The following is a 22,734-nucleotide window of genomic DNA, read 5'->3' on the forward strand; positions in this document are numbered from 1 at the left end:
TTCGTCTCGCAAGTGCCCACACAGATTGTCTGTTTCTTCTTTTTAAAGAGCTGACAGCGTTAAATTTAACTAAACATTTTGTTGTATCAGTTTGCTGTCTCAAGGGTTGCGTATGTTACTCACTTCATTTGCCTACGTCAACCCCCAATTTTATAAATTTCAAATTTTTCTTATCGAGTGATTGCTTTTTAAGCTAAACGTAACTTTATAAGCTTATCGTGATTTGTTTTACTGCATTCTTCGCTTTACTAATCGCTTCCTCAACCGTTAGTGCTCTAGCAAGCGCAACACCCATTCTGCGCGTTGCTTTTACTTCTGGCTTACCAAATAAACGTAAATCTGTTTGTGGCTGACTTAATGCTTTATCTAAATTAACAAAGGTAACTTGTTTAGAATCTCCTTCTACTAATAAAACAGCAGATGCACTCGGGCCATATTGTTCAATAACAGGAATAGGTAAACCAAGTATTGCGCGAGCATGCAGCGCAAATTCAGAAAGATTTTGTGATATTAACGTCACCATACCGGTATCATGTGGACGTGGTGAAACTTCACTAAACCAAACCTGATCACCTTTAATAAATAATTCGACACCAAATAAACCGCGTCCGCCTAATGCATCAGTTACTTTAGTTGCAATTTCCTTTGCTAACTTTAGTGCATTATCAGACATCGCTTGAGGTTGCCAAGATTCTCGATAATCACCTTTTTCTTGACGATGACCAATTGGTTGACAAAATGAAACACCATGAATATGTCGAACAGTTAATAAAGTAATTTCATAATCAAAATCCACCAAACCTTCGATAATAACCTTACCCCCACCAGCTCGCCCACCTGCTTGTGCATATGTCCATGCTAATTCAATGTCCTGATGATTACGTATCAGTGATTGTCCTTTTCCTGAAGAACTCATAACGGGTTTAACAAAACAAGGAAAACCTATCTCTTCAACCGCTTTTTTAAATTCATGTTCATTTATAGCAAATCGGTAAGGTGAAGTTGGTAGTTTTAGTTCTTCAGCGGCTAGCCGACGAATACCTTCTCGATTCATCGTTAGTTGTGTTGCTTTTGCTGTAGGAATAACTGTAAAGCCTTGCTGCTCTAATTCGACTAAAGTGTCAGTTGCAATTGCTTCTATTTCTGGAACGATATAATCAGGTTTTTCAGCTTCGATAACTTTTCTTAAAGCTTGACCATCTAACATATTGATTACATGATAACGATGTGCAACTTGCATTGCTGGTGCATTAGCGTAGCGATCAACAGCAATAACTTCACAACCAAACCGTTGTAGCTCTATCACGACTTCTTTCGCTAATTCACCTGCACCACAAAGCATAACTTTAGTTGAAGTGGGTGATAACGGCGTTCCTATTGTAGCCATAATGTCCTCATACTCAGTTAACTACTTTTAATTTTAATATCCTAAAAATAAAAAATCGGGAATAATATCCCGATTTTCTAATTATTATGCTTGATAAGGATCACGTAGAATCATGGTTTCACTACGATCTGGACCTGTTGAAATAATATCAATTGGGGTTTCAGTTAACTCTTCTATCCGTTTAATATAATTTTTTGCTGCTTGTGGTAACGCATCATAACTTTTAATACCAAACGTTGATTCGCTCCATCCTGGCATAGACTCATATACAGGTTTGACTAAACTCCAATCTTCAGCAGCAGCCGGTGCATTGTTAATCACATCACCATTAGGTAATTGATAACCAACACAGATTTTAACTTCTTTAAGGCCGTCTAACACATCAAGTTTAGTTAAACAAAAACCAGAAACTGAATTTAGTTGTACGGCTTTACGAACAGCAACCGCATCTAGCCATCCAGTACGACGACGGCGACCCGTTGTTGCACCAAATTCATTACCTTGTTTGCAAAGATATTCACCCACATCATCAAAGAGTTCTGTTGGAAATGGTCCTGCACCGACACGAGTAGAGTAAGCCTTAACAATACCTAGCACATAGCCAACATAACGTGGACCAAAACCTGATCCTGTCGCTACGCCGCCAGCAGTAGTATTTGAAGAGGTAACAAAAGGATAAGTACCATGATCAATATCAAGTAATGTACCTTGTGCACCTTCAAACATGATTCTTTCGCCTTTCTTCCGAGCGTCTTCTAATAGCGTCGGAATATCTGCAATCATAGCCACTAAAATATCTGCAATCGCTAATGTGTCATCAAGGACTTTTTGATAATCAACCGCTTGAGCTTTGTAGTAATTGACTAATTGGAAGTTATGATATTCCATTACTTCTTTTAGTTTTTCAGCAAAAGCTTGGCGATCACGTAAATCACCAACTCGAAGTCCACGACGAGCGACTTTATCTTCATATGCAGGGCCAATACCTCGACCTGTGGTGCCTATCGCTTTACTACCACGTGCTTTTTCACGGGCTTGGTCTAATGCAATATGGTAAGGTAGAATTAAAGGGCAAGATTCAGATATCAGTAATCTGTCTTTAACGGGAATACCTTTATCTTCTAACGCTTTCATCTCTTTCATTAGCGCATCAGGGCAAAGTACTACACCATTCGCAATGATACTTATAACATCATGACGAAGAATACCTGATGGGATAAGATGTAATACTGTTTTTTCGCCATTGATCACTAACGTATGGCCAGCATTATGCCCACCTTGATAACGAACAACATATTTTGCTTTTTCTGTGAGTAAATCAACAACTTTACCTTTGCCTTCATCACCCCATTGCGTACCTAGCACAACAACATTATTACTCATAGACTATTACTCATTCTGTTATTTATTCGATTTTAGTTTCATGTATTGGAAAAATTCACTATCTGGGCTAATAACCATAACGTCATTACCAATAAAACTTTGTTCATAAGCTTTTAAACTTCGAATGAAGCTAAAAAATTCCATATCTTTACCAAAGGCATCAGCATAAAGTTTAGCTGCATTAGCATCACCTTCACCACGAATAATTCGTGATTGTCGTTCAGCTTCAGATAATATTTTTGTTGCCTCAAGTGTCGCTGCCGCTCTAGTTTCTTCCGCTTTTCTTACGCCTTCAAAACGTTTATCGCGGGCAATGACTTCTCGTTCTGCTCGCATTCTGGCATAGATAGAACCTGAAACTTCAGCAGGGAAATTAATCTGTTTAATACGTACATCAACGACTTCAACACCAAAAGCGCGTAGACTCGTTTTACTACTTTCGGGATCTTTTTCTGTATCTGCAACTAATTTATCTATTGGTGCGTTATCAACAGAATCTTGATGTGTACCATTTAAAGCATCTTTTACTCGAATCATTAAAGAATTACGCGATTTAGTATCCGCATTCGAGTCATTAATAATGTCCTTATTACTCAGTTTACCAATTTCCGCTCTTAAACGACCATTAAGACGAGCAAGTAGTAAATCTTCAACATTATTGCCACCGGCAACTGTTTCATAATAGCGATTGAAGTCAACAATTTTCCATTGAACAAAATAGTCAACTATCAACTCTTTCTTTTGAACATTGAAAAAACGTTGTTCTTTACTGTTATTAGAACTATTGGTGGTTTGTATTTTAGCATCAATAACTTTAACACTATCAATACCTGGAATTTTAAAATGTAAACCAGGTTCGGATAATCCAATTATTTTATTAAATCTTAAAACAACACCACGGGTGCCTTCCTCAATAACATAAACACTTGAAAAAAACACACCGATTAAAATCAAAACTATAGGAATCAATAATTTACGCATATTCATTTTTCTCCTTATCGTCCCATAGTCCGCGTCGTATTGCTGGTAGAACTATTATTACGGGTTGTAGCACCATTTTGTGACTCTTTAGTTGGTTGAGGTGCACTTTTTATCGCATCAGAAGAGCTTGGCATATTAAAATTGTAATCACTGTTTTGATTTGGCAACGTAGTTGGTGTAGCCATTTTTTCGCTGTTATTTTTTAATAACTGCTCCAACGGTAACACCATTAAATTACCACTTTTATCATTCACAACAACTTTATTAGTTTTACTTAATATTTTTTCCATTGTTTCAATATATAAACGCTCTTTAGTGATTTGAGGGGCAGCCTTATATTGAGGTAATATTTTTTCAAAACGTGCAACATCACCAGCCGCTTCAAGTTCTACACGAACTTTATACGCATCAGCATCAGCTAAAATTCTTGCAGATTTACCTTCTGCTTGTTGCACTAACTGAACTTTATCTGCTTCAGCTTGTTTAATTTCACGTTCGCTATCACCTTGAGCACGAATAGCATCATCGTAAGCATCTTGCACTTCATCTGGTGGTCGAGCAACTTGGAAGTTCAAATCAACAATGTTAATCCCCATATCGTAATGCGTAATTACATTAACTAATTCATCTTTAGTACTGCTTTCAAGCGCGGCTCGTCCATCGGAAATAATCGCATCGATATTAGAACTTCCAACCGCTGTTCTTAAAGCACTATCAGCAGCTTGACGAAGACTATCCTCAACATTGGTTACATTAAATAAATATTTTAATGGATTGCTGATACGATACTGAACATTCATTTCAACAAAAACTAAATTTTCACCTGTTGTAACAATGAACCCTTGCACATTAAAATTTCGTGTTCCTTGGGTATCAACGACATAAACTTTGTCGATTAAGGTAGGTTTCCAATTCAAACCTGGTTGAATAATTTCTGGTTGAACCTGTCCAAAACGGGTAATCACACCTCGTTGACTTTGGTTGATAGTATAAAAACCACTTATTCCCCAAATCAGAATAAGCACAACAATGACTGCAATAACAATTTTTGAGCTATTCATCGATAATTTAATTTTTGATGAACCCCCATTATTATTGCTTGAATTACCTTTTTTTAATAGGTCTTTAATTTTATCTAAAAAACCACCGGATGAATTAGAAGGTTTTTTATTATTATTTCCCCATGGATCGTTATCTTGTCCGTTATTTCCGGGCTGATTCCACGCCATATTTTATATGCTCCATTTAACAATTAGTTGTTATTTTGCGTATTAATTAAGTATAACAGATCTGGCTCTTGTTTACAGAGGCGATTCCATTCAATTGACGGCATTCTCACATCAAGTTGAAAGCTACCATCTTCATTTATAATTTCATGTTCTACTGCATTTAGCTGATAAAAACGGCTTCTTAGCCTGACTAAATGAACAGGTAAGCTTAATTGACAAATTTGGATCTGTCTAGCAAGTCTTTCTTTTAATGCAGTAAATAGTAGATCTAATCCTAAACCATTTTGAGCAGAAATCCAAACACGAATAGGCATACCATTTTCGTCACGATCAATACAAGGCTGTTTACCTTCCATTAAATCTATTTTATTCATTACCATCAATGTTGGAATATCATGGGCATCTATTTCTAATAAAACCTCTTCTACAGCATGTATATTATCTAATAGGTTTGGATCGGATGCATCAATCACATGTAATAAAAGTGCGGCCTCTTGGGTTTCGAGTAATGTTGCTTTAAAAGCAGCAATAAGGTCATGAGGTAAATGACGAATAAATCCGACTGTATCGGCTAATACGACTTCGCCAACATCTTCAACATTAATGCGTCTTAAAGTCGGATCAAGCGTTGCAAACAATTGATCGGCAGCATAAACATCGGCATGCGTTAATGAATTAAATAGTGTTGATTTACCAGCATTAGTATAACCAACTAACGAGACAGTAGGTAGATCGGCTTTATTTCTTGATTGTCGATTTTGATTGCGCTGTTTTTCAACTTTAGCAAGCCTAGATAATATCAATTGAATACGATGACGAATTAAACGTCTATCGGTTTCTAACTGAGTTTCGCCCGGCCCTCTTAAACCAATTCCACCTTTTTGTCGTTCTAAGTGTGTCCAGCCTCGAACTAAACGCGTTGATAAATACTGCAACTGCGCTAATTCTACTTGTAACTTACCTTCATGAGTTCTAGCACGTTGTGCAAAAATATCTAAAATAAGCCCAGTTCGATCAACGACACGGCATTCACATAATTTTTCTAGGTTTCGTTCTTGGGTAGGAGTTAAGGTGTGATTAACTAAGATAACTGATGCGTCAAGCGCTTTAACTTTTTCGGCAATTTCAAGGGCTTTCCCTTCACCAATAAAATATTTAGCTTGTGGTGCTTTTCTTGAGGTTGTCACAATATCGAGAATCTCAATTTGAGCAGAAGAAACAAGTACTTCAAACTCTTTCAGATCCTCGATATCGCTTTCTTGAGGGAAGAATACATGGACTAATAAGGCAGATTCCCCGCCTTTATATCGCTCAAACAATCAGATTCTCCACTGAATTAATCAGCTTTCGCTTTCCTCTTCAGGTTGAGTCACCAATCCAGAGATAGATCTTGATGGTACAACTGTTGAGATGGCATGTTTATATACCATTTGGCTTACAGTATTTTTTAATAAAATAACAAACTGATCAAATGACTCAATTTGCCCTTGTAATTTAATACCGTTAACTAAATAAATGGATACAGGAATATGCTCGCGACGAAGCAAATTTAAATAAGGATCTTGTAATGACTGCCCTTTTGACATGAGTTTATCCTTTAAGATGAAAATAATAATATGAAGATAATATAATCGTACTTTTTAAAAATATTTAATTTAACTAAAACATAAAGTACTTATGTCTATTTACCAAAATAACATAAAAAACTCAGCTCTTGAACTGGTCAACAATAATTTATGCACAAATAACTAAAATTTTAATAAATTTACACTAATCAAACAAAAAAAAATACTAAAATATTATGTTAACCTAAAACTTTTTTACATTTTGAAAAAACAATTTCGAGGTAAAAAGTAAAGTAATAAAAAGTAAAAAATATTTTCAAACCTAAAAAAGCTGATCGAAAACCTTATCCATATTATCAGGATTTAACCATGTAACAGGTTGTTTCCAACCACGTAGCCAAGTAATTTGCCTTTTTGCTAATTGACGTGTTGCACAAATACCTTTAAACACCATTTCATCATAACTACTTTGACCCTCTAAATACTCCCACATTTGCCGATAGCCAACACAACGCATCGAAGGTAAATTTAAATGCAAGTCAGGTCGTAATTTTAGCGCTTTCACTTCGTTTTCAAATCCTTGATCGAGCATCTGTAAAAAACGTTGTTCAATACGCTGATGTAACTGCGCGCGATCTGAAGGCATAATGGCAAACTGCATCACATCGTAAGGTAATGCTTCACCACTTTCTTGGGTAAGTTCGGTTAAACTCTTACCCGAAATTAAATACACTTCTAAAGCACGATTAAGACGCTGTGGATCGTTTGGATGAATTCTTTGAGCAGAAACAGGATCAACTTTTTTTAATTCTTCATGAATCACTTGCCAACCAAATTTATTGGCCTTTTCTTCTATTTGTTGCCGAATTTCACTGTTAGCTACAGGTAAAGGTGATAACCCTTCAAGCAACGCTTTAAAGTACAACATTGTTCCACCAACTAACAATGGAATTCGCCCTTTTTTTAGCGTTTTTTCAATTTCAATTAGAGCATCATGCCTAAAATTGGCGGCAGAGTAACTTTCTGCTGGATCACATATATCAATTAATTTATGTGGGTAGTTTAACTGCTCTTGTTTCGTTGGTTTGGCCGTACCAATATCCATATCGCGATAAATCAGCGCTGAATCGACACTTATAATATCAATTGGATAACGTTCATAAAGGGCCATTGCAAATGCGGTTTTACCTGAAGCCGTTGGCCCCATTAATGAAATAACTTTTGCTTTATTCATAGTTACATGGATTTTATAAAAGATTGAAGATCAATAGGATGTAAAAATGTTTCTAGTTGCAATAAATTGCTATCAATTTGCTCTAGCTGTGCAAGTAATTGGATCACTTTGGTCACACTCCAACTTACTGCTTGAGTATTATCACATTGACTCGCTAGCCAATCTGCAATTTTGGTCGGATCTAATGCATCTTCCTTTGACGATGAAATCAATGCCAATAAAGCAGGTAATATTTGCTGCCAATTCATCGTTCTAAGCATTTTAGGTACGGTTTGTAAATGTAGTTTTGCTTTATCGATATAAAAATCAAACCCTAAAAAATTAAGTTGAGGTTGATAATTGGTTAATGCTTGTTGTTCTTTATGATTGATTAAAATGGTCAATGGAATCAATAATTTTTCAGAATCTTGAGATAATAATTTAATTGCCGAAAATTTTTGTTGAGCAACAGGCAATTTCATCAACATAAATTTTTGCTGATTATCTTCAAACTTTTCAAGCAATGCTATATCTGGTTGAATAACCGTTAACACGCGACCAAATTGTACTAATGATGAACTATCAAGCTGCTGTTGTAAGGAATGTAAAGATGTACTTCGCTGTGGAAACAACGCATCAATCACCGCTTTTTGCCCCTCAGTCATTTGATCTTCTTGGTGAGATAATCTTGCTGGCTCCGGTTTAGTTTCAACCGATTTAGCAACATCAATTAATTGACCATATAGTGTATTTTCTCTAGCAAAATTACCCGATTTTTTTGTTGGTTGACTGTTAGCTTGATAATTTTTAGGTTGAGCCAATTGATTAAAAATATTCCCCCCCGCAGCTTGGCGATTAGGGGTAATGACTGGCGCTTGAGTCGTAATAGACAAATGGGATTCCAATGCCATCATAATAGCTTGATAAACAAAATCATGAACTAAACGTGCTTCATGAAAACGAACTTCATGTTTAGCAGGATGTACATTAACATCAACCTGTTTTGGATCAAGTTGTAAAAAGACAACATAACTTTGCTGCTCATGAGTTTGACTAATATAAGCCTGACGCAAAGCATGATTAAGTAATTTATCTTTAATAACACGACCATTAACATAAAAATATTGCAGATCACTAACATCATTACTAGCGACCCATCCTTGAATAAGTAAATCATCATGCTGCCAATCGAGTTTAACTGCTTTTTGCATAAACTCTCGACCACAAACTAATTCGACCCTTTTTTCAAGCGAGGATGATCGATATTGTTTAACCAGTTTACCATTATGTTGCAAATTAAAAGAGACATCAGGACGCGCTAAAGCAATTCTACGAACAAACTCTTCAATATGCATAAATTCGGTTTTATCGGTTTTCAAAAAACGACGACGCGCGGGTGTATTATAAAATAAATCCAAGACTTCAACCGTTGATCCCACGGGATGAGCCGCAGGTTTAATAACCGGTTTCATATCGCGACCTTCAGCATAGACTTGCCAAGCTTCGGATTGCTGGGCGGTGCGGGAAGTTAACGTCAATCGTGATACAGAACTGATACTCGCCAGCGCCTCACCACGAAATCCAAGGCTAATAATTGAATCTAAATCATCTAGCGTACTAATTTTACTGGTGGCATGACGGGCTAAAGCTAATGCTAATTCCTCTTTAGCAATACCAAAACCATTATCACGAACACGGATTAACTTACAACCACCTTGTTCGAGATCAATATCAATTTGCGTACTACCTGCATCAAGACTATTTTCGACTAATTCTTTAATAACAGATGCCGGCCTTTCTACCACCTCACCAGCGGCAATTTGATTGGCCAATTGTGGTGATAGAATATGTATTGCCATTAGTGCCGTTCTCCAAATTTAGGATTTTGTTTTACATAATTTTTTATACCCTGATAAATTGCTCTTGCAATCTTATCTTGGTGAGTATTACTAGCAAGTAAACTTTCCTCTGTTTCATTAGATATAAAGCCAACCTCAACCAAAATAGAAGGGATATCCGGAGACCGTAATACACCTAAACTAGCATGTTCAGGTTTACGTTTATGCAGTTTGATTGATCCACTCATCTCTTTAATAACTTGTGTTGCTAATTCATATCCTACACGCTGAGAATAGGAAAATTGTAGATCTAATACCGCCTGGCTTAAATGACGATTATGGTCATCACTAAGCGCATCACCAGCTCCGCCTAATAGCTGAGACTGTTTTTCATCTTGTTCTAGCCAACGCCCCAGTTCAGTATCCGCACGTTTAGTTGACAATACCCAAACGGATGCGCCAGAAGCACTTCGATTTGGCGCTGCATCAGCATGAATTGACACAAGTAAATTAGCTTTGTTTTTACGCGCGATATCTGAACGCTGCGATACCGAAATAAAATTATCACTACTGCGTGTTAAAACCCCTTTAAAATTAGGATCATTATTTAATAAATTGGTAAGCTTTTTAGCAATAGAAAAAGTCACTGTTTTTTCATAAAGATTATGTTTACCTATTGCACCAGAATCTTTACCGCCATGCCCAGCATCAACAGCTATAATCACTTTAGCGGCATTAGCTGAGCTACAAAGTAGCAAAAGCATAAAAAAAGCCATTAATTTTTTCATCAGTATTTTCGCTAATTGTTAATGTAATAAATTAATAATTGACTGACCTATTTTGGTATTTGCTTGTAAACAAACACTGCGTTCAAGCGCTAAATAAGACAAATGGATTTCAATATCGGCAATGGGTAATATGCCTTGTGCTTGCTTTGGCCACTCAATTAAACAAATTGATCGAGAAGAGAAATATTCGCGTATGCCCATAAACTCTAATTCTTCAGGATCAGCTAATCGATATAAATCAAAATGATAAACTGAAAAATCGTTAAAATGATAAGGTTCAACTAAAGTATAAGTAGGACTTTTAACATTACCTTTATGACCAAGTTGTTGTAAAAATCCTCGACTAAACGTTGTTTTACCCGCACCAAGATCGCCAATTAAGTAGATAACTATCGCACTATTGTGATTAGATAAATAATTTAAACATTGCTCAGCAAGCTGTTTACCCAATAAAATTGTTTCTTGCTCGTTAGCTAAAATAATCGGTTTCATAACGAATTCTTTGCTCAATAAATGATCCTTATTATATACTAATAACCATTAAAGATGTACCAAGCAAGGTTAACTTGCTTTTTTCTTAAAAATTCAAAGTAAAATAGATATTTTAGTAAAAAGTGGAAAAATGTTACATACAATTTCAACTCATCACTCAGTAAATATTGATACAACACTCATATCTACGCAAGATGCCGTACTTTTTTGGCAAAATGGCGTTATGATTGCTTGTCAAAATAATCCCTTACTGAATGATATTTTACAAAAAACCACGCATTGTTATGTACTTGACAACGATATTATTGCTCGTGGCATTAGTCAATTCATCGATGTAAGGCTTGAAATCATCACTATGCAACAAGTAGTTGAATTGACTGCTAAGTATTATCCACAAATAAATTGGGAATAATCTTTTAATATCATTAAAAGAATTCATTATTCTTAAATAACCACATATCAAAACAAAATTGGCACATTTGCAAATCTAAATCTTGCAGTTTAATATAAATTCAACTGTGTTTTAATGAATAGCTGATATTAATGACCAATTTATTAACTTTATCACAAGCAAGTGCTCGATTAAAAAAAGGGGATGTCATTGCCTATCCAACCGAAGCTGTTTTTGGATTAGGTTGTGATCCTGATTGCCAATCGGCAGTAATGACACTATTACAACTAAAGCAACGATCAATTGATAAAGGGTTGATTTTAATTGCTAGCCATTTTAAACAACTTATCCCTTATATAGATGAAGCAGCGTTAACAATAGAGCAACAACAAAAAGCAATTGCCAGTTGGCCAGGTCCTATTACTTGGCTTATGCCCAAAAATAAAACCACGCCTTATTTTTTAACGGGGCAATATAATTCAATTGCGGTAAGAGTAACAAATCATCCCTTAGTTTGCCAACTTTGCGATCTATTTGGAAAACCATTAGTCTCAACCAGTGCCAATCTTTCTGGTCATGAACCTTGTCGAACCGTAATTGAAGTAACTAAACAATTTGGTGACACATTGCCTATTTTACAAGGTGAAACAGGGCAACGCTCACAGCCCTCTGAAATTAGAGATATCAAAACAGGACAAATTATTAGGCAAGGATAGTGTTATGCAAAATTTATATATTGGCGTAATGTCGGGAACAAGTATGGATGGAATTGATATCGCGCTAGTTGATATCAAAGCAGGAAAAGTCACATCCATTATCAGTGATTGTTATCCGATGCCAAATTCAATTAAACAACAATTACTAACACTATGCGACACAAACCAAACAACATTACAAGATTTAGGTCAGCTTGATCATCAACTTGGACTATTATTTGCTAATAGTATCAATCAATTTTTACAAAACAATCATATCAATAAAAATCAAATTAAAGCGATTGGCTGTCATGGGCAAACAATTTACCATCAACCAACAGGTAATAATCCTTTTACCATGCAAATTGGTGATGCCAATATTATTGCCGCTAAAACTGGCATTATCACCATTGCCGATTTTCGCCGTAAAGACATGGCTTATGGTGGACAAGGTGCTCCACTAGTACCTGCTTTTCATAAAGCAGTACTACAAGATCCACACATCAATCGAGTCATATTAAATATTGGCGGCATTAGTAATATTTCTGTCTTAATTCCTAATCAAACAGTCATTGGATACGACACGGGGCCGGGTAATGTATTACTTGATGGCTGGATAAATGAAAATCTTAATCAAAGCTATGATAAAGATGCGATGTGGGCAAAAACAGGTCACATTCAACAAAACTTATTAAATAAGTTACTTGATGAAGCATATTTCAAATTACCTGCACCTAAAAGCACTGGGCGCGAATTATTTAACTTACCGTGGTTACATAAAAAACTGACAGGCATGAATTTAAAGGCACAAGATGTTCAAGCAACCTTAGTGGCATTAACTGCAGTATCTATTAAACATGAAATTGAAAAATTACCCATCAGTAACAATTTACCTTGCGAATTATTGGTATGTGGTGGTGGTGCTAAAAACCCACTGATTATGCAAAGATTATCGACATTATTACCTAACTGGGCAGTATTAACCACAAATGACAAAGGAATAAACGGTGATGATATGGAAGCAATTGCATTTGCATGGCTTGCTTATTGTCGAATCAATCATATTCCATCCAACATTCCTGAAGTGACAGGAGCAAGCCAAGCAGTATGCTTAGGCGTTTTATACCAATAAAAGAATTAATCAGATGATTTTGCCTGTTTATTATAACCAATCAACTCAGAAATTTTTGCGGCATATTGGTTAATTTTGATAATTAATTTAACCCCATCTTCAGCCGTATTACACCTAAAAATAGACGTTAATAAACTTAACGCGGCAAGAATGTTACTTAAACGATCATAAATAGATACAACAAAACACCTAAACCCAAACGCTGACTCTTCATCATCTTTCCCATTAGGCGTTTAACCTCGTCAAGCTTAGCGAAAAAAGCATCTTTACTGATTATAGTTTTAGGTGTGTATTGGCTAAATTCAATGCTATTGACTAAATTTTTGTTACTTTAATCATTAACCAAACAAGTCATACTTTTCTTAACCCTATAAGTGAGATAGCATCATTAAGTTTCTTGTTTACTTACTGCATAAAACTAGACAAATCAATTCACACTCAAGTAATTCATAAAATCAGATAGATTAAACAAGACACAACACCAAAAATGAGAGCACGAGTAAAATAACCCGCTAGTTATGATTATAATAACTGCTTTAGTAAAAAGATATTGATCTAAATATCATTATAGATAAATTAAATTATTTTTATTTTTATTTTTAATAAAATTAAATCAAACCAAATTTCTGTAAAGCTTTAGCGATTCCATCATTATTATTATCATCAGTGATAAATTCAGCATGTGCTTTTAGCCCATCAACGGCATTAGCCATGGCGATTGGATGATCAACCGTTAAGAACATCTCGAAATCATTCATTCCATCACCAAATGCATAAGTTGGTACGTCGGTGAACCCTTTTCGCTGTAATAACTGAGTTATGCCATTTCCTTTAGAACCACCGTGATTAAAAACATCAACACAATAGGGGGTATTACGAATAAAGGTCAATTCAGGAAATAGATCACGATAATGTTCTTCGCCTGATTCACATAACAGCAATAACATTTGAATAGGTTGATTTAAATAGATCTGATCATCAACGGGAGGAACGGGTTGTTTTAAATAATGATAAAATACCTTAGCAGGTTGACTATCTTGCGAAACACGCATAATTTCATAATTATAAAAAGAGAGAGGTATATCCATTTGTTGTTTGGAAAATTGATAAATTCTAGCTATCACATCTTTATCAATATTATTTGTAAAGACCGTTTCACCTTGATAAAGTACCACTTGACCATTCATTCCAACAATTGAATCGATTTGTGTTTTATGCATCAAGTCAACGACTTCACAAGGCGTTCGTCCCGTCGCCAACATGGGAATAATATTATTTTGTTTAAGCTTATTTATAGCTTGATAAGAACTGGGTAAAACTTCAATTTGACTATTAAATAGTGTTCCGTCTAAATCAAAAAAAACGATAGCTTCAGGCTTTTTACTCATACTACAAATCCAAAATATATTTAATAAAAGGAATAGTTAACTTACGTTGTTGAGCAAGCGTTGCAACTTCAAACTTTTCTAATAAAGAAAACAGTGTACGCATATCACGATTAACACGTTTTAATAAAAACAATCCAACTTCGGTTGATAATTCAAAACCACTTAATTTAGCTCTTAATTGTAAAGCTTTAAGCTTATCATCATCACTCAATTCTTTTAATTGATAAACTTGTCCCCAAGATAATCGAGAAACCAAATCAGGTAAAGTAAAACAAATCTGTTTAGGCGGTGCATTAGCTGTAATTAATAACTTACTTACATTTTTCTCAGTTAAACGATTAAATAAATCGAAAATAGCCTCTTCCCAATCTCTGTGACCTGCTATAGCATCAATATCATCTAAACACACTAAATCATAATTATCCAAGCCTTGTAAAATTTCGGGAACAAGATGGTAATACTGCTTTAAAGGAATATAACTGGCTAACTTATTTTGATTTGAAGCATGCAACAAATGAGTCCGACCAGAAGCACTTGCCGACCACATATAAAAAACATTGAAACCTGGCTTATCAAATAAAGCTTGTAACGAATCGAACAATAATTGATTATCGCCCACATAAAAACTATCAAAAGTTTCACTATTAGATAAAGAAAAAGGTAAAGGTAACTGTGAAAGAGTAATAAAATAACCTCACAATAAAAATAATTTCATGATAAGTATAAATTTGCTACCACAAAAATCAATCACTTTTGTATAAAACAAATCAAGCACAATAACCATCTTACTTAATAAGTTAAATTGAGCAATACAGATCAAATAGCAGTGTTTAAAACATCATCACTAATATATCAAAATTTAAGCAAACAAACTTATTTTTTGTGGATAACTTTGTGATAAATACGGCTAATAAGCTGTTATAATCGGATTAATAACCTTAAAGACAAAAACAATTGTGGATAAATACAATAGTTATAAACAAGTCTAAATCCAAAAAGATCCGATCAATTAACAGCATTAGATCACAACTAAGATCCTAAATAATAATGGCAAAACTAAGTTATCAACAGAAGTCATCTAAACTAATAACAATAAAAATAAAAAGATCAAATAAAAGATCTTATTTAATTTAAATAGCGATCAAAATAGATCATTTGACGTAATCAAAAAGATGAGTACAATTCCTAACGCTAAATAAACCCAAATCACCTGATCCAAAACGACGATCATCAGTATATAAATAAAAACAACGAGGCTTTTATGTTTTATCCAGATCTTTTTGATGTCATTATTGTTGGTGGCGGCCATGCAGGAACAGAAGCAGCAATGGCATCAGCTAGAATGGGCAGAAAAACACTACTATTAACCCATAATATCAATACGTTAGGTCAAATGTCTTGCAACCCTGCAATTGGTGGTATTGGTAAAGGGCATCTAGTAAAAGAGATCGATGCAATGGGCGGACTCATGGCACACGCTATTGATCTAGCAGGGATCCAGTTTAGGATCTTAAATAGTAGTAAAGGACCTGCTGTGCGAGCTACTCGCGCACAGGCAGATCGATCGCTTTATCGAAAAGTGATCCGAACAACACTTGAAAACCAACCTAATTTAATGCTATTTCAACAATCAGTTGAAGATGTGATCATCGAAAACGATCAGATCACAGGTGTAAAAACTCAAATGGGCGTATCTTTCAGAGCGAAAGCCGTAGTATTAACAGCAGGCACCTTCTTAGATGGAAAGATCCACATAGGTTTAGACAATTACAGCGGGGGAAGAACCGGCGATCCAGCATCAATTGGTTTATCAAAATCATTGCATCAATATCCATTTAGAATGGGTCGTTTAAAAACAGGTACACCACCTCGTATTGATGCAAGAACCATCGATTTTTCAAAACTTGGAAAACAATATGGCGATGATCCCGTTCCAGTATTCTCATTTTTAGGTCAGGCTAGTGAACATCCAAGGCAGATCCCATGTTATATAACAAGTACTAACGAAACCACACACGAGATCATTCGTAACAGTTTAGATCGCAGTCCTATGTACACAGGGGTTATTGAAGGTGTCGGGCCAAGATACTGCCCTTCCATTGAGGATAAGATCATGCGTTTTGCTGATCGTAATTCCCATCAGATCTATCTGGAACCAGAAGGATTAGATAGTAATGAAATCTATCCAAATGGGATCTCAACAAGTCTACCTTTTGATACCCAGCTTGCATTTGTACGTAGTATGAAAGGGCTTGAAAATGCGAATATTGTAAGACCGGGTTATGCGATCGAATATGATTATTTTGATCCAAGAGATCTTAAACCAACGTTAGAAAGTAAAGTGATCAAAGGGCTATTTTTAGCCGGTCAAATCAACGGCACAACAGGTTATGAAGAAGCCGCGGCCCAAGGAATGCTAGCTGGGTTAAATGCAGCAAGATTTGTATATGATCAAGATCAATGGTATCCAACACGTGATCAAGCTTATTTGGGCGTTTTGGTTGATGATCTTTGTACATTAGGCACAAACGAACCTTACCGCATGTTTACATCTCGTGCCGAATATCGCTTGATGTTACGTGAAGATAATGCCGATATTCGCTTAACTGAAATCGGACGTAAATTAGGGATGGTTGATGATTACCGTTGGCAAAAATTTAATGAAAAATTTGAAGCAGTGGAACAAGAAAGGGCACGTCTGCGTGATATTTGGGTTCACCCTCACATCGAAACCATTGATGAAGTAAATGCGGTCTTAAGTGCTAATTTAACCAAAGAAGCCAATGGCGAAGAGCTACTAAAACGCCCTGAAATGAATTATCAAACGTTAAAAAAACTATCACTGTTTGCGCCAGGGTTAAGCGATCCGCAAGCGGCTGAACAAGTTGAAATTCAAGTCAAGTATGATGGTTATATCAAACTACAAATTGAAGAAATAGAGCGTCAAAAACGTAATGAACAAACATTGATTCCTGCGCATATTGATTATGCAGAAATATCAGGGTTATCTAATGAAGTGGTGGCTAAATTAAAACAACATAAACCTGTTTCTATTGGGCAAGCTTCACGTATTTCGGGTATTACGCCTGCTGCTATTTCAATGTTACTGGTTTACTTAAAAAAGAAGAATTATGTTAAAAAAGAAACTCACTAATCTAATTGATCAAACCGATCTTTTGATCTCTGATCAGCAAATAGATCTGTTAATTAATTATGTTGAAATGTTACATAAGTGGAATAAAGCTTACAATTTAACTGCCGTGCGAGATCCTAACGAAATGTTAGTTAAGCATATTATGGATAGTCTTGTTGTATCGCCTTATTTAGAAGGTAAAACGTTTATTGATGTTGGAACAGGGCCAGGTTTACCTGGCATTCCATTAGCAATTATCAACCCTGAAAAACAATTTGATCTCGTTGACAGTTTAGGTAAACGAATTCGTTTTTTAAAACAAGTTCAATTTGAATTAAAGTTAACTAATATACATCCAGTACAAAGTCGAATTGAACAATATTGCGATAAAAAGTTTGACGGTGTGATTAGTCGTGCTTTTGCTTCCCTGCAAGATATGCTTAATTGGTGTAAACATTTACCTAATGAACATGGTGCTTTTTATGCGCTTAAAGGCAGTGAGATCGACACCATTCCGGATGGTTTTATGCTTAAACAAAATATTAAATTGACTATTCCTCAATTAGATGCGGAAAGACGTTTAGTGATAATTCAATAGTGTTATATTTAATTACTACTACTAGTTTTTACGTCTTTTGACGTAATCTTTAATCCCATCTACGATTGCTTTAGATACTTGATTTTGGAACGAAGCTGTTTTTAATTTTTGTTCTTCTGTAGCATTACTAATAAAAGCAGTTTCGACTAAAACCGAAGGAATATCCGGTGCTTTTAATACAGCAAATCCGGCTTTTTCAAGTGACGGTTTATGTAATTTATTGACACTTTTCATTCGATTTAAAATTGCATTGCCGAGTAATATACCATTGCTCAGTGTGGTTTTTTGTACTAAATCCAAAATGGTATTATCTAAATATTTATCACCACTACGGCTAACGCCACCTATTTGGTCGGCTTCATTTTGTGTTTGTGCTAAATAGCTAGCTGCTGAGCTACTTGCGCCGCGTGTGGATAAGGCAAATACTGACGATCCTTTTACTGATGGGCTGGCAAAGGCATCGGCATGAATAGAAATAAAAATATCAGCGTGTAATGATCGAGCTTTGGCTACTCTTACTTTTAATGGTATAAAGACATCCTCATTACGAGTCATGTAGACTTTTATATTAGGTTCTTTTTTCAAAGAACTGTAAGCTCGACGGGCAATTTGTAATACGACATCTTTTTCACGCGTCTTATTATTACCAATAGCACCAGGATCTTCACCTCCATGTCCAGGATCGAGAACAACAATAATAGGTGCGTTTTTGCTTTTATTGGCTGTTGTTTTGATCTGAGATTGTTTTTTATTAAGATCGCCTTTTTTATACTCTTCTAATAATGCAAGCAAAGGATCATCATCTGTTGCTGATGAAGGTTTAGATGGATAAAGATCGATGACTAAACGATGTTTAAATTCAGCTACAGGCGATAAGCTAAAGGTATTGGGTTGAATACCTTGCTTCAAATTGATCATGATTCGAACTTTTTTTGAATCAAGTTGGGCAACACTTATTGATTTGATATAGGGATCTCGAGGTAATACTTTAGATGAAATCTTTTTTAAAGTAGCATCTAAATTAATATTCTCAATATCAATGGCAAGCCTGTCTGGATTGGTCAATAAAGTGTGTTTGAATTTTAAATTTACATTCGATTCTAATGTTATTCGAGTATAGGTCGATGAAGGCCAAACTCTAACAGCTATGACCTGAGCTAAGTTTGCTGCAAAACCTACTTTTGTGACAGATAATAAACATGTCGCAATAATACCTTTAATGAGTAGGCGTTTTGTTGGACTAAATGTTTTTGACATATCTAAACACATTATTTTCTAAATAAATTGATCGTGAATAATAGCATAAAATATATTGATATTAAAAAGAATGATTCTCATCTTTAATTAGCTTTTTTATGTGATAAGTTATCAATTGATTATGTTATAGCCGCGGCCTTGATATTTTTTATTCAGGTTAGGATTATATTTAACTCAGGTTTAATCAATTTGGTTCTGTTGGTGCTGTCTGTTAAAACTTTTAAATAATGAAATTTATATTTTTGATGAAAATAGGAAGTAATCAAATTGGCGTTATCATGCATTTTTCAGTTTACCTACTTATTTTACACGACTAGAAAAATTAAAAATTACGTTATTAATAAATCAGTTATAGCAAAATTATCTTTACGATAAATTTTGACTAAACGCTAAATAGTAAATTGATTGGTAATGTTTTTAGTTAGCAAAATAGCCTATTTTTTACTGTTAAATTTTTTCTAACATATTGCTATATTCAATAAAAAAATCCAATACGTTACTTTGTTTTGTTATTTTTCATTTTTATTATAGACCCTACTATTACAAAGGATTACAATATGGCACGCTAAAATCGCGGATTTAAACCCGTTTTCATTTTAACAATTAAATATAGCTGAGTTATTGATGAGCAAAAAACTACATATCAAAACTTGGGGCTGCCAAATGAATGAATATGATTCAACTAAAATGGCAGATCTCCTTGAATCCACCCACGGTTTAACTTTAACAGAAAATGCAGAAGAAGCAGATATTTTATTACTCAATACTTGCTCTATTCGTGAAAAAGCCCAAGAAAAAGTATTCCATCAATTAGGTCGTTGGAAAAACTTAAAACAACATAATCCAAATATTATTATTGGGGTAGGTGGTTGTGTTGCTTCACAAGAAGGTGCACATATTCGTAAACGCGCACCATTTGTTGATATTATTTTCGGACCACAAACTTTCCATCGTCTGCCTGAAATGATTGAGCAAGTTCGTAGTGGTAAAGGCAATCATGTTGTTGATGTCAGCTTTCCTGAAATTGAAAAATTTGACCGTTTGCCAGAGCCGCGTAGTGAAGGGCCAACAGCTTTTGTATCGATTATGGAAGGATGTAATAAATATTGTACTTACTGTGTGGTACCTTATACTCGAGGTGAAGAAGTCAGTAGGCCATGTGATGATGTTATTTATGAAATAGCTCAACTTGCTGAACAAGGCGTTCGTGAAGTCAATTTACTCGGTCAAAATGTAAATGCTTACCGCGGTCCAACATTTGATGGTGATATCTGTTCTTTTGCTGAACTACTACGCTTAGTTGCGGCTATTGATGGTATTGATCGTATTCGTTTTACAACCAGTCATCCAATTGAATTTACTGATGATATTATCGATGTTTATCGTGATACGCCAGAATTAGTTAACTTTTTACATTTGCCGGTACAAAGTGGTTCAGATCGTGTGTTAAATCTGATGAAACGCACACATACCGCTATTGAATATAAATCAATTATTCGTAAATTACGCAAAGTTCGTCCTGACATTCAAATTAGTTCAGACTTTATTGTTGGATTCCCTGGTGAAACCCAAGAAGATTTTGAACAAACCATGAAACTCATTGCTGATGTGAATTTTGATTTAAGTTATAGCTTTGTCTATTCAGCACGACCAGGTACGCCAGCAGCCGAAATGGAAGATAACGTCACAGAAGACGAGAAAAAACAGCGTTTATATATATTGCAAGAGCGCATTAATCAACAAGCGATGCAATTTAGTCGCCGCATGTTAAATACTGTGCAACGTATTTTGGTTGAAGGACCTTCGAAGAAAAACTTAATGGAATTAACAGGACGTACTGAAAATAATCGTATTGTTAATTTTGAAGGTCTACCAGATATGATTGGAAAATTTGTTGATGTAGAAATAACTGATATTTATCCTAATTCCTTACGAGGAAGAGTGGTTCGTACTGAAGATGAAATGGATTTACGAGTCAATCAATCGCCAATGTCAGTAATTTCACGAACGCGTAAAGAAAATGATTTAGGGGTGGGTATTTATCATCCATAACTATAAGAAAATATCGTGAAGTGTTATCACTATGCTGTGCACTTTTTAATGCGTTAAAATATTAAATATTATATCAATAACGCATTGGCAGTTAATTTTAATTATTAGAGGACTTATCATTGAATATTTTGACTTGTGAAACTTTACTTGAGCCGGCTGATAATCAGCGGTTAAATAGTCTTTGTGGTCCTTATAATGACAATATAAAACAATTAGAGCGTCGATTGGGTATTGAAATTAACCATCGTGGTAATCTATTTTCAATTACCGGTGATCCTATTTGTGTTACTGCGGCCAACGATATTTTAAAAGTACTTTATAAGCAAACTAAATTAAAAAATAAAATAGTTGATATTGAACCAGAACAGATTCATTTAGCTATCAAAGAATCTGGGGCACTTGAAAAAGCAAGTGAACACTTACCTGCTTATGTTGATTATCAAGCAGGTAAGCTTGTTATGATAAAAACTAAGCGTGGTGTAATCAAACCCAGAACAGCAAATCAAGCGCAATATATTGCGCATGTGTTAGATTATGATATCTCGTTTGGTATTGGTCCGGCAGGAACAGGTAAAACCTATTTAGCGGTAGCCGCAGCGGTTGATGCTTTGGAAAAGCAACAAATTCGTCGAATTGTATTAACTCGCCCTGCGGTTGAAGCCGGTGAAAAACTGGGTTTTTTACCCGGCGATTTAAGTCAAAAAGTGGATCCTTACTTACGTCCTCTTTATGATGCTTTATTTGAAATGTTAGGTTTTGAAAAGGTTGAAAAACTCATTGAAAAAAGTGTTATTGAAGTTGCGCCTCTAGCTTATATGCGTGGACGTACTCTTAATGACGCATTTATTATTTTGGATGAAAGCCAAAATACGACTATTGAACAAATGAAAATGTTTTTAACCCGTATTGGTTTTAATTCTAAAGCAGTCATTACTGGTGATATCACGCAAATTGATTTACCTCGCCATCAAAAATCTGGATTACGTCATGCAATTGAAGTATTAAGCCAAGTTGACGAAATTAGCTTCAATTTTTTTAATAGTGAAGATGTTGTTCGTCATCCTGTGGTTGCAAGAATCGTCAATGCTTATGAAAATTGGGAAGAACAACATAAGCATCAATCTGGCGAAAGAAGTATTTAGAGGAGTCATATTATCCCTATCTCAAGTAAAAAAAAGAGAAGCAATATTCGAGATCACTCGGCAGAAACAA

The 22,734-nt window shown here is 35.2% G+C and carries 19 protein-coding genes and 1 pseudogene; 7 read left to right on the plus strand and 13 right to left on the minus strand.

Translation table 11 applies throughout. The features are described 5' to 3' along the window. Window positions 1-205: 205 nt before the first annotated feature. From purT to tsaE, 10 genes and pseudogenes are all read right to left on the minus strand, one after another. Window positions 206-1,387, minus strand: a complete 1,182-nt coding sequence (gene purT / locus J3U66_RS07310) for a formate-dependent phosphoribosylglycinamide formyltransferase (protein WP_267348568.1) — start codon at window positions 1,385-1,387, stop codon at window positions 206-208. Between the two features lie 84 nt (window positions 1,388-1,471). Next, a complete protein-coding gene (locus J3U66_RS07315; protein WP_267333975.1) occupies window positions 1,472-2,770 on the minus strand; it encodes an adenylosuccinate synthase in 1,299 nt (432 codons plus the stop codon). 18 nt (window positions 2,771-2,788) lie between these two features. Then, the gene (gene hflC / locus J3U66_RS07320) at window positions 2,789-3,751 is read right to left on the minus strand and encodes a protease modulator HflC (RefSeq protein ID WP_416379602.1); all 963 of its coding nucleotides are present in this window, start codon (window positions 3,749-3,751) and stop codon (window positions 2,789-2,791) included. 14 nt (window positions 3,752-3,765) lie between these two features. Beyond that, window positions 3,766-4,980, minus strand: a complete 1,215-nt coding sequence (hflK, locus tag J3U66_RS07325; protein ID WP_267348570.1) for an FtsH protease activity modulator HflK — start codon at window positions 4,978-4,980, stop codon at window positions 3,766-3,768. 23 nt (window positions 4,981-5,003) lie between these two features. Then, the gene (gene hflX, locus J3U66_RS07330; RefSeq protein ID WP_267333978.1) at window positions 5,004-6,299 is read right to left on the minus strand and encodes a ribosome rescue GTPase HflX; all 1,296 of its coding nucleotides are present in this window, start codon (window positions 6,297-6,299) and stop codon (window positions 5,004-5,006) included. 21 nt (window positions 6,300-6,320) lie between these two features. Further along, complete coding sequence (gene hfq, locus J3U66_RS07335; RefSeq protein ID WP_065633726.1) at window positions 6,321-6,566, minus strand: RNA chaperone Hfq; 246 nt, start codon at window positions 6,564-6,566, stop codon at window positions 6,321-6,323. 301 nt (window positions 6,567-6,867) lie between these two features. Continuing rightward, window positions 6,868-7,779 (minus strand): tRNA (adenosine(37)-N6)-dimethylallyltransferase MiaA, encoded by a 912-nt coding sequence (gene miaA, locus J3U66_RS07340; RefSeq protein ID WP_267333979.1) that lies wholly within the window; start codon window positions 7,777-7,779, stop codon window positions 6,868-6,870. A 2-nt stretch (window positions 7,780-7,781) separates the two neighbouring features. Continuing rightward, window positions 7,782-9,617: a DNA mismatch repair endonuclease MutL gene (mutL, locus tag J3U66_RS07345; RefSeq protein ID WP_267348572.1), complete on the minus strand. Its 1,836-nt coding sequence runs from the start codon at window positions 9,615-9,617 to the stop codon at window positions 7,782-7,784. 20 nt (window positions 9,618-9,637) lie between these two features. Beyond that, window positions 9,638-10,342 (minus strand): annotated as a pseudogene (locus J3U66_RS07350) (N-acetylmuramoyl-L-alanine amidase); the annotation flags it as partial. Window positions 10,343-10,402: 60 nt separating this feature from the next. Further along, a complete protein-coding gene (tsaE, locus tag J3U66_RS07355; RefSeq protein WP_267333982.1) occupies window positions 10,403-10,876 on the minus strand; it encodes a tRNA (adenosine(37)-N6)-threonylcarbamoyltransferase complex ATPase subunit type 1 TsaE in 474 nt (157 codons plus the stop codon). Window positions 10,877-11,006: 130 nt separating this feature from the next. On the opposite strand from tsaE, the gene tusB reads away from it, so the two are divergent. The 3 genes from tusB (at window position 11,007) to J3U66_RS07370 (ending at window position 13,094) form a co-directional block, all read left to right on the plus strand. Then, window positions 11,007-11,288 (plus strand): sulfurtransferase complex subunit TusB, encoded by a 282-nt coding sequence (tusB, locus tag J3U66_RS07360; protein ID WP_267344509.1) that lies wholly within the window; start codon window positions 11,007-11,009, stop codon window positions 11,286-11,288. Between the two features lie 131 nt (window positions 11,289-11,419). Continuing rightward, on the plus strand, window positions 11,420-11,983 hold the full coding sequence (locus tag J3U66_RS07365; protein ID WP_267348574.1) for a Sua5/YciO/YrdC/YwlC family protein: 564 nt from the start codon (window positions 11,420-11,422) through the stop codon (window positions 11,981-11,983). A 4-nt stretch (window positions 11,984-11,987) separates the two neighbouring features. Next, the gene (locus J3U66_RS07370; RefSeq protein WP_267348575.1) at window positions 11,988-13,094 is read left to right on the plus strand and encodes an anhydro-N-acetylmuramic acid kinase; all 1,107 of its coding nucleotides are present in this window, start codon (window positions 11,988-11,990) and stop codon (window positions 13,092-13,094) included. 608 nt (window positions 13,095-13,702) lie between these two features. Here J3U66_RS07370 and J3U66_RS07375 read toward each other — a convergent pair. Continuing rightward, window positions 13,703-14,482, minus strand: a complete 780-nt coding sequence (locus J3U66_RS07375) for a Cof-type HAD-IIB family hydrolase (protein WP_267333986.1) — start codon at window positions 14,480-14,482, stop codon at window positions 13,703-13,705. Between the two features lies 1 nt (window position 14,483). Beyond that, the gene (gene hda / locus J3U66_RS07380; protein WP_065633735.1) at window positions 14,484-15,167 is read right to left on the minus strand and encodes a DnaA inactivator Hda; all 684 of its coding nucleotides are present in this window, start codon (window positions 15,165-15,167) and stop codon (window positions 14,484-14,486) included. A 576-nt stretch (window positions 15,168-15,743) separates the two neighbouring features. Here hda and mnmG point away from each other — a divergent pair. Beyond that, window positions 15,744-17,636, plus strand: coding sequence for a tRNA uridine-5-carboxymethylaminomethyl(34) synthesis enzyme MnmG (mnmG, locus tag J3U66_RS07385; protein WP_267348576.1), 1,893 nt, complete (start codon window positions 15,744-15,746; stop codon window positions 17,634-17,636). Then, window positions 17,614-18,213, plus strand: a complete 600-nt coding sequence (rsmG, locus tag J3U66_RS07390) for a 16S rRNA (guanine(527)-N(7))-methyltransferase RsmG (RefSeq protein WP_267348578.1) — start codon at window positions 17,614-17,616, stop codon at window positions 18,211-18,213. The genes mnmG and rsmG overlap by 23 nt, the downstream gene beginning before the upstream one ends. 21 nt (window positions 18,214-18,234) lie before the next feature. Here rsmG and J3U66_RS07395 read toward each other — a convergent pair whose 3' ends face one another. Further along, a complete protein-coding gene (locus tag J3U66_RS07395) occupies window positions 18,235-19,470 on the minus strand; it encodes an N-acetylmuramoyl-L-alanine amidase (RefSeq protein WP_323849460.1) in 1,236 nt (411 codons plus the stop codon). Window positions 19,471-20,094: 624 nt separating this feature from the next. Here J3U66_RS07395 and miaB point away from each other — a divergent pair. Continuing rightward, complete coding sequence (gene miaB / locus J3U66_RS07400; RefSeq protein ID WP_267333990.1) at window positions 20,095-21,522, plus strand: tRNA (N6-isopentenyl adenosine(37)-C2)-methylthiotransferase MiaB; 1,428 nt, start codon at window positions 20,095-20,097, stop codon at window positions 21,520-21,522. Window positions 21,523-21,641: 119 nt separating this feature from the next. After that, complete coding sequence (locus J3U66_RS07405) at window positions 21,642-22,664, plus strand: PhoH family protein (RefSeq protein WP_267333991.1); 1,023 nt, start codon at window positions 21,642-21,644, stop codon at window positions 22,662-22,664. Window positions 22,665-22,734: the final 70 nt, after the last annotated feature.

The organism is Gilliamella sp. B2969, assembly GCF_026536195.1.
Taxonomy (GTDB): Bacteria; Pseudomonadota; Gammaproteobacteria; order Enterobacterales; family Orbaceae; genus Gilliamella.

Excerpts from the sequence above, each read along its gene's own strand:
- hfq (WP_065633726.1), bottom strand. The coding sequence starts at position 6,566 with ATGTCAAAAGGGCAGTCATTACAAGATCCTTATTTAAATTTGCTTCGT.
- miaA (WP_267333979.1), bottom strand. The coding sequence starts at position 7,779 with ATGAATAAAGCAAAAGTTATTTCATTAATGGGGCCAACGGCTTCAGGT.
- mnmG (WP_267348576.1), top strand. The coding sequence starts at position 15,744 with ATGTTTTATCCAGATCTTTTTGATGTCATTATTGTTGGTGGCGGCCAT.
- hflC (WP_416379602.1), bottom strand. The coding sequence starts at position 3,751 with ATGCGTAAATTATTGATTCCTATAGTTTTGATTTTAATCGGTGTGTTT.
- J3U66_RS07375 (WP_267333986.1), bottom strand. The coding sequence starts at position 14,482 with ATGAGTAAAAAGCCTGAAGCTATCGTTTTTTTTGATTTAGACGGAACA.
- mutL (WP_267348572.1), bottom strand. The coding sequence starts at position 9,617 with ATGGCAATACATATTCTATCACCACAATTGGCCAATCAAATTGCCGCT.
- hflK (WP_267348570.1), bottom strand. The coding sequence starts at position 4,980 with ATGGCGTGGAATCAGCCCGGAAATAACGGACAAGATAACGATCCATGG.
- J3U66_RS07315 (WP_267333975.1), bottom strand. The coding sequence starts at position 2,770 with ATGAGTAATAATGTTGTTGTGCTAGGTACGCAATGGGGTGATGAAGGC.
- tsaE (WP_267333982.1), bottom strand. The coding sequence starts at position 10,876 with ATGAAACCGATTATTTTAGCTAACGAGCAAGAAACAATTTTATTGGGT.
- tusB (WP_267344509.1), top strand. The coding sequence starts at position 11,007 with ATGTTACATACAATTTCAACTCATCACTCAGTAAATATTGATACAACA.
- miaB (WP_267333990.1), top strand. The coding sequence starts at position 20,095 with ATGAGCAAAAAACTACATATCAAAACTTGGGGCTGCCAAATGAATGAA.
- J3U66_RS07370 (WP_267348575.1), top strand. The coding sequence starts at position 11,988 with ATGCAAAATTTATATATTGGCGTAATGTCGGGAACAAGTATGGATGGA.
- J3U66_RS07395 (WP_323849460.1), bottom strand. The coding sequence starts at position 19,470 with ATGTCAAAAACATTTAGTCCAACAAAACGCCTACTCATTAAAGGTATT.
- rsmG (WP_267348578.1), top strand. The coding sequence starts at position 17,614 with ATGTTAAAAAAGAAACTCACTAATCTAATTGATCAAACCGATCTTTTG.
- purT (WP_267348568.1), bottom strand. The coding sequence starts at position 1,387 with ATGGCTACAATAGGAACGCCGTTATCACCCACTTCAACTAAAGTTATG.
- J3U66_RS07365 (WP_267348574.1), top strand. The coding sequence starts at position 11,420 with ATGACCAATTTATTAACTTTATCACAAGCAAGTGCTCGATTAAAAAAA.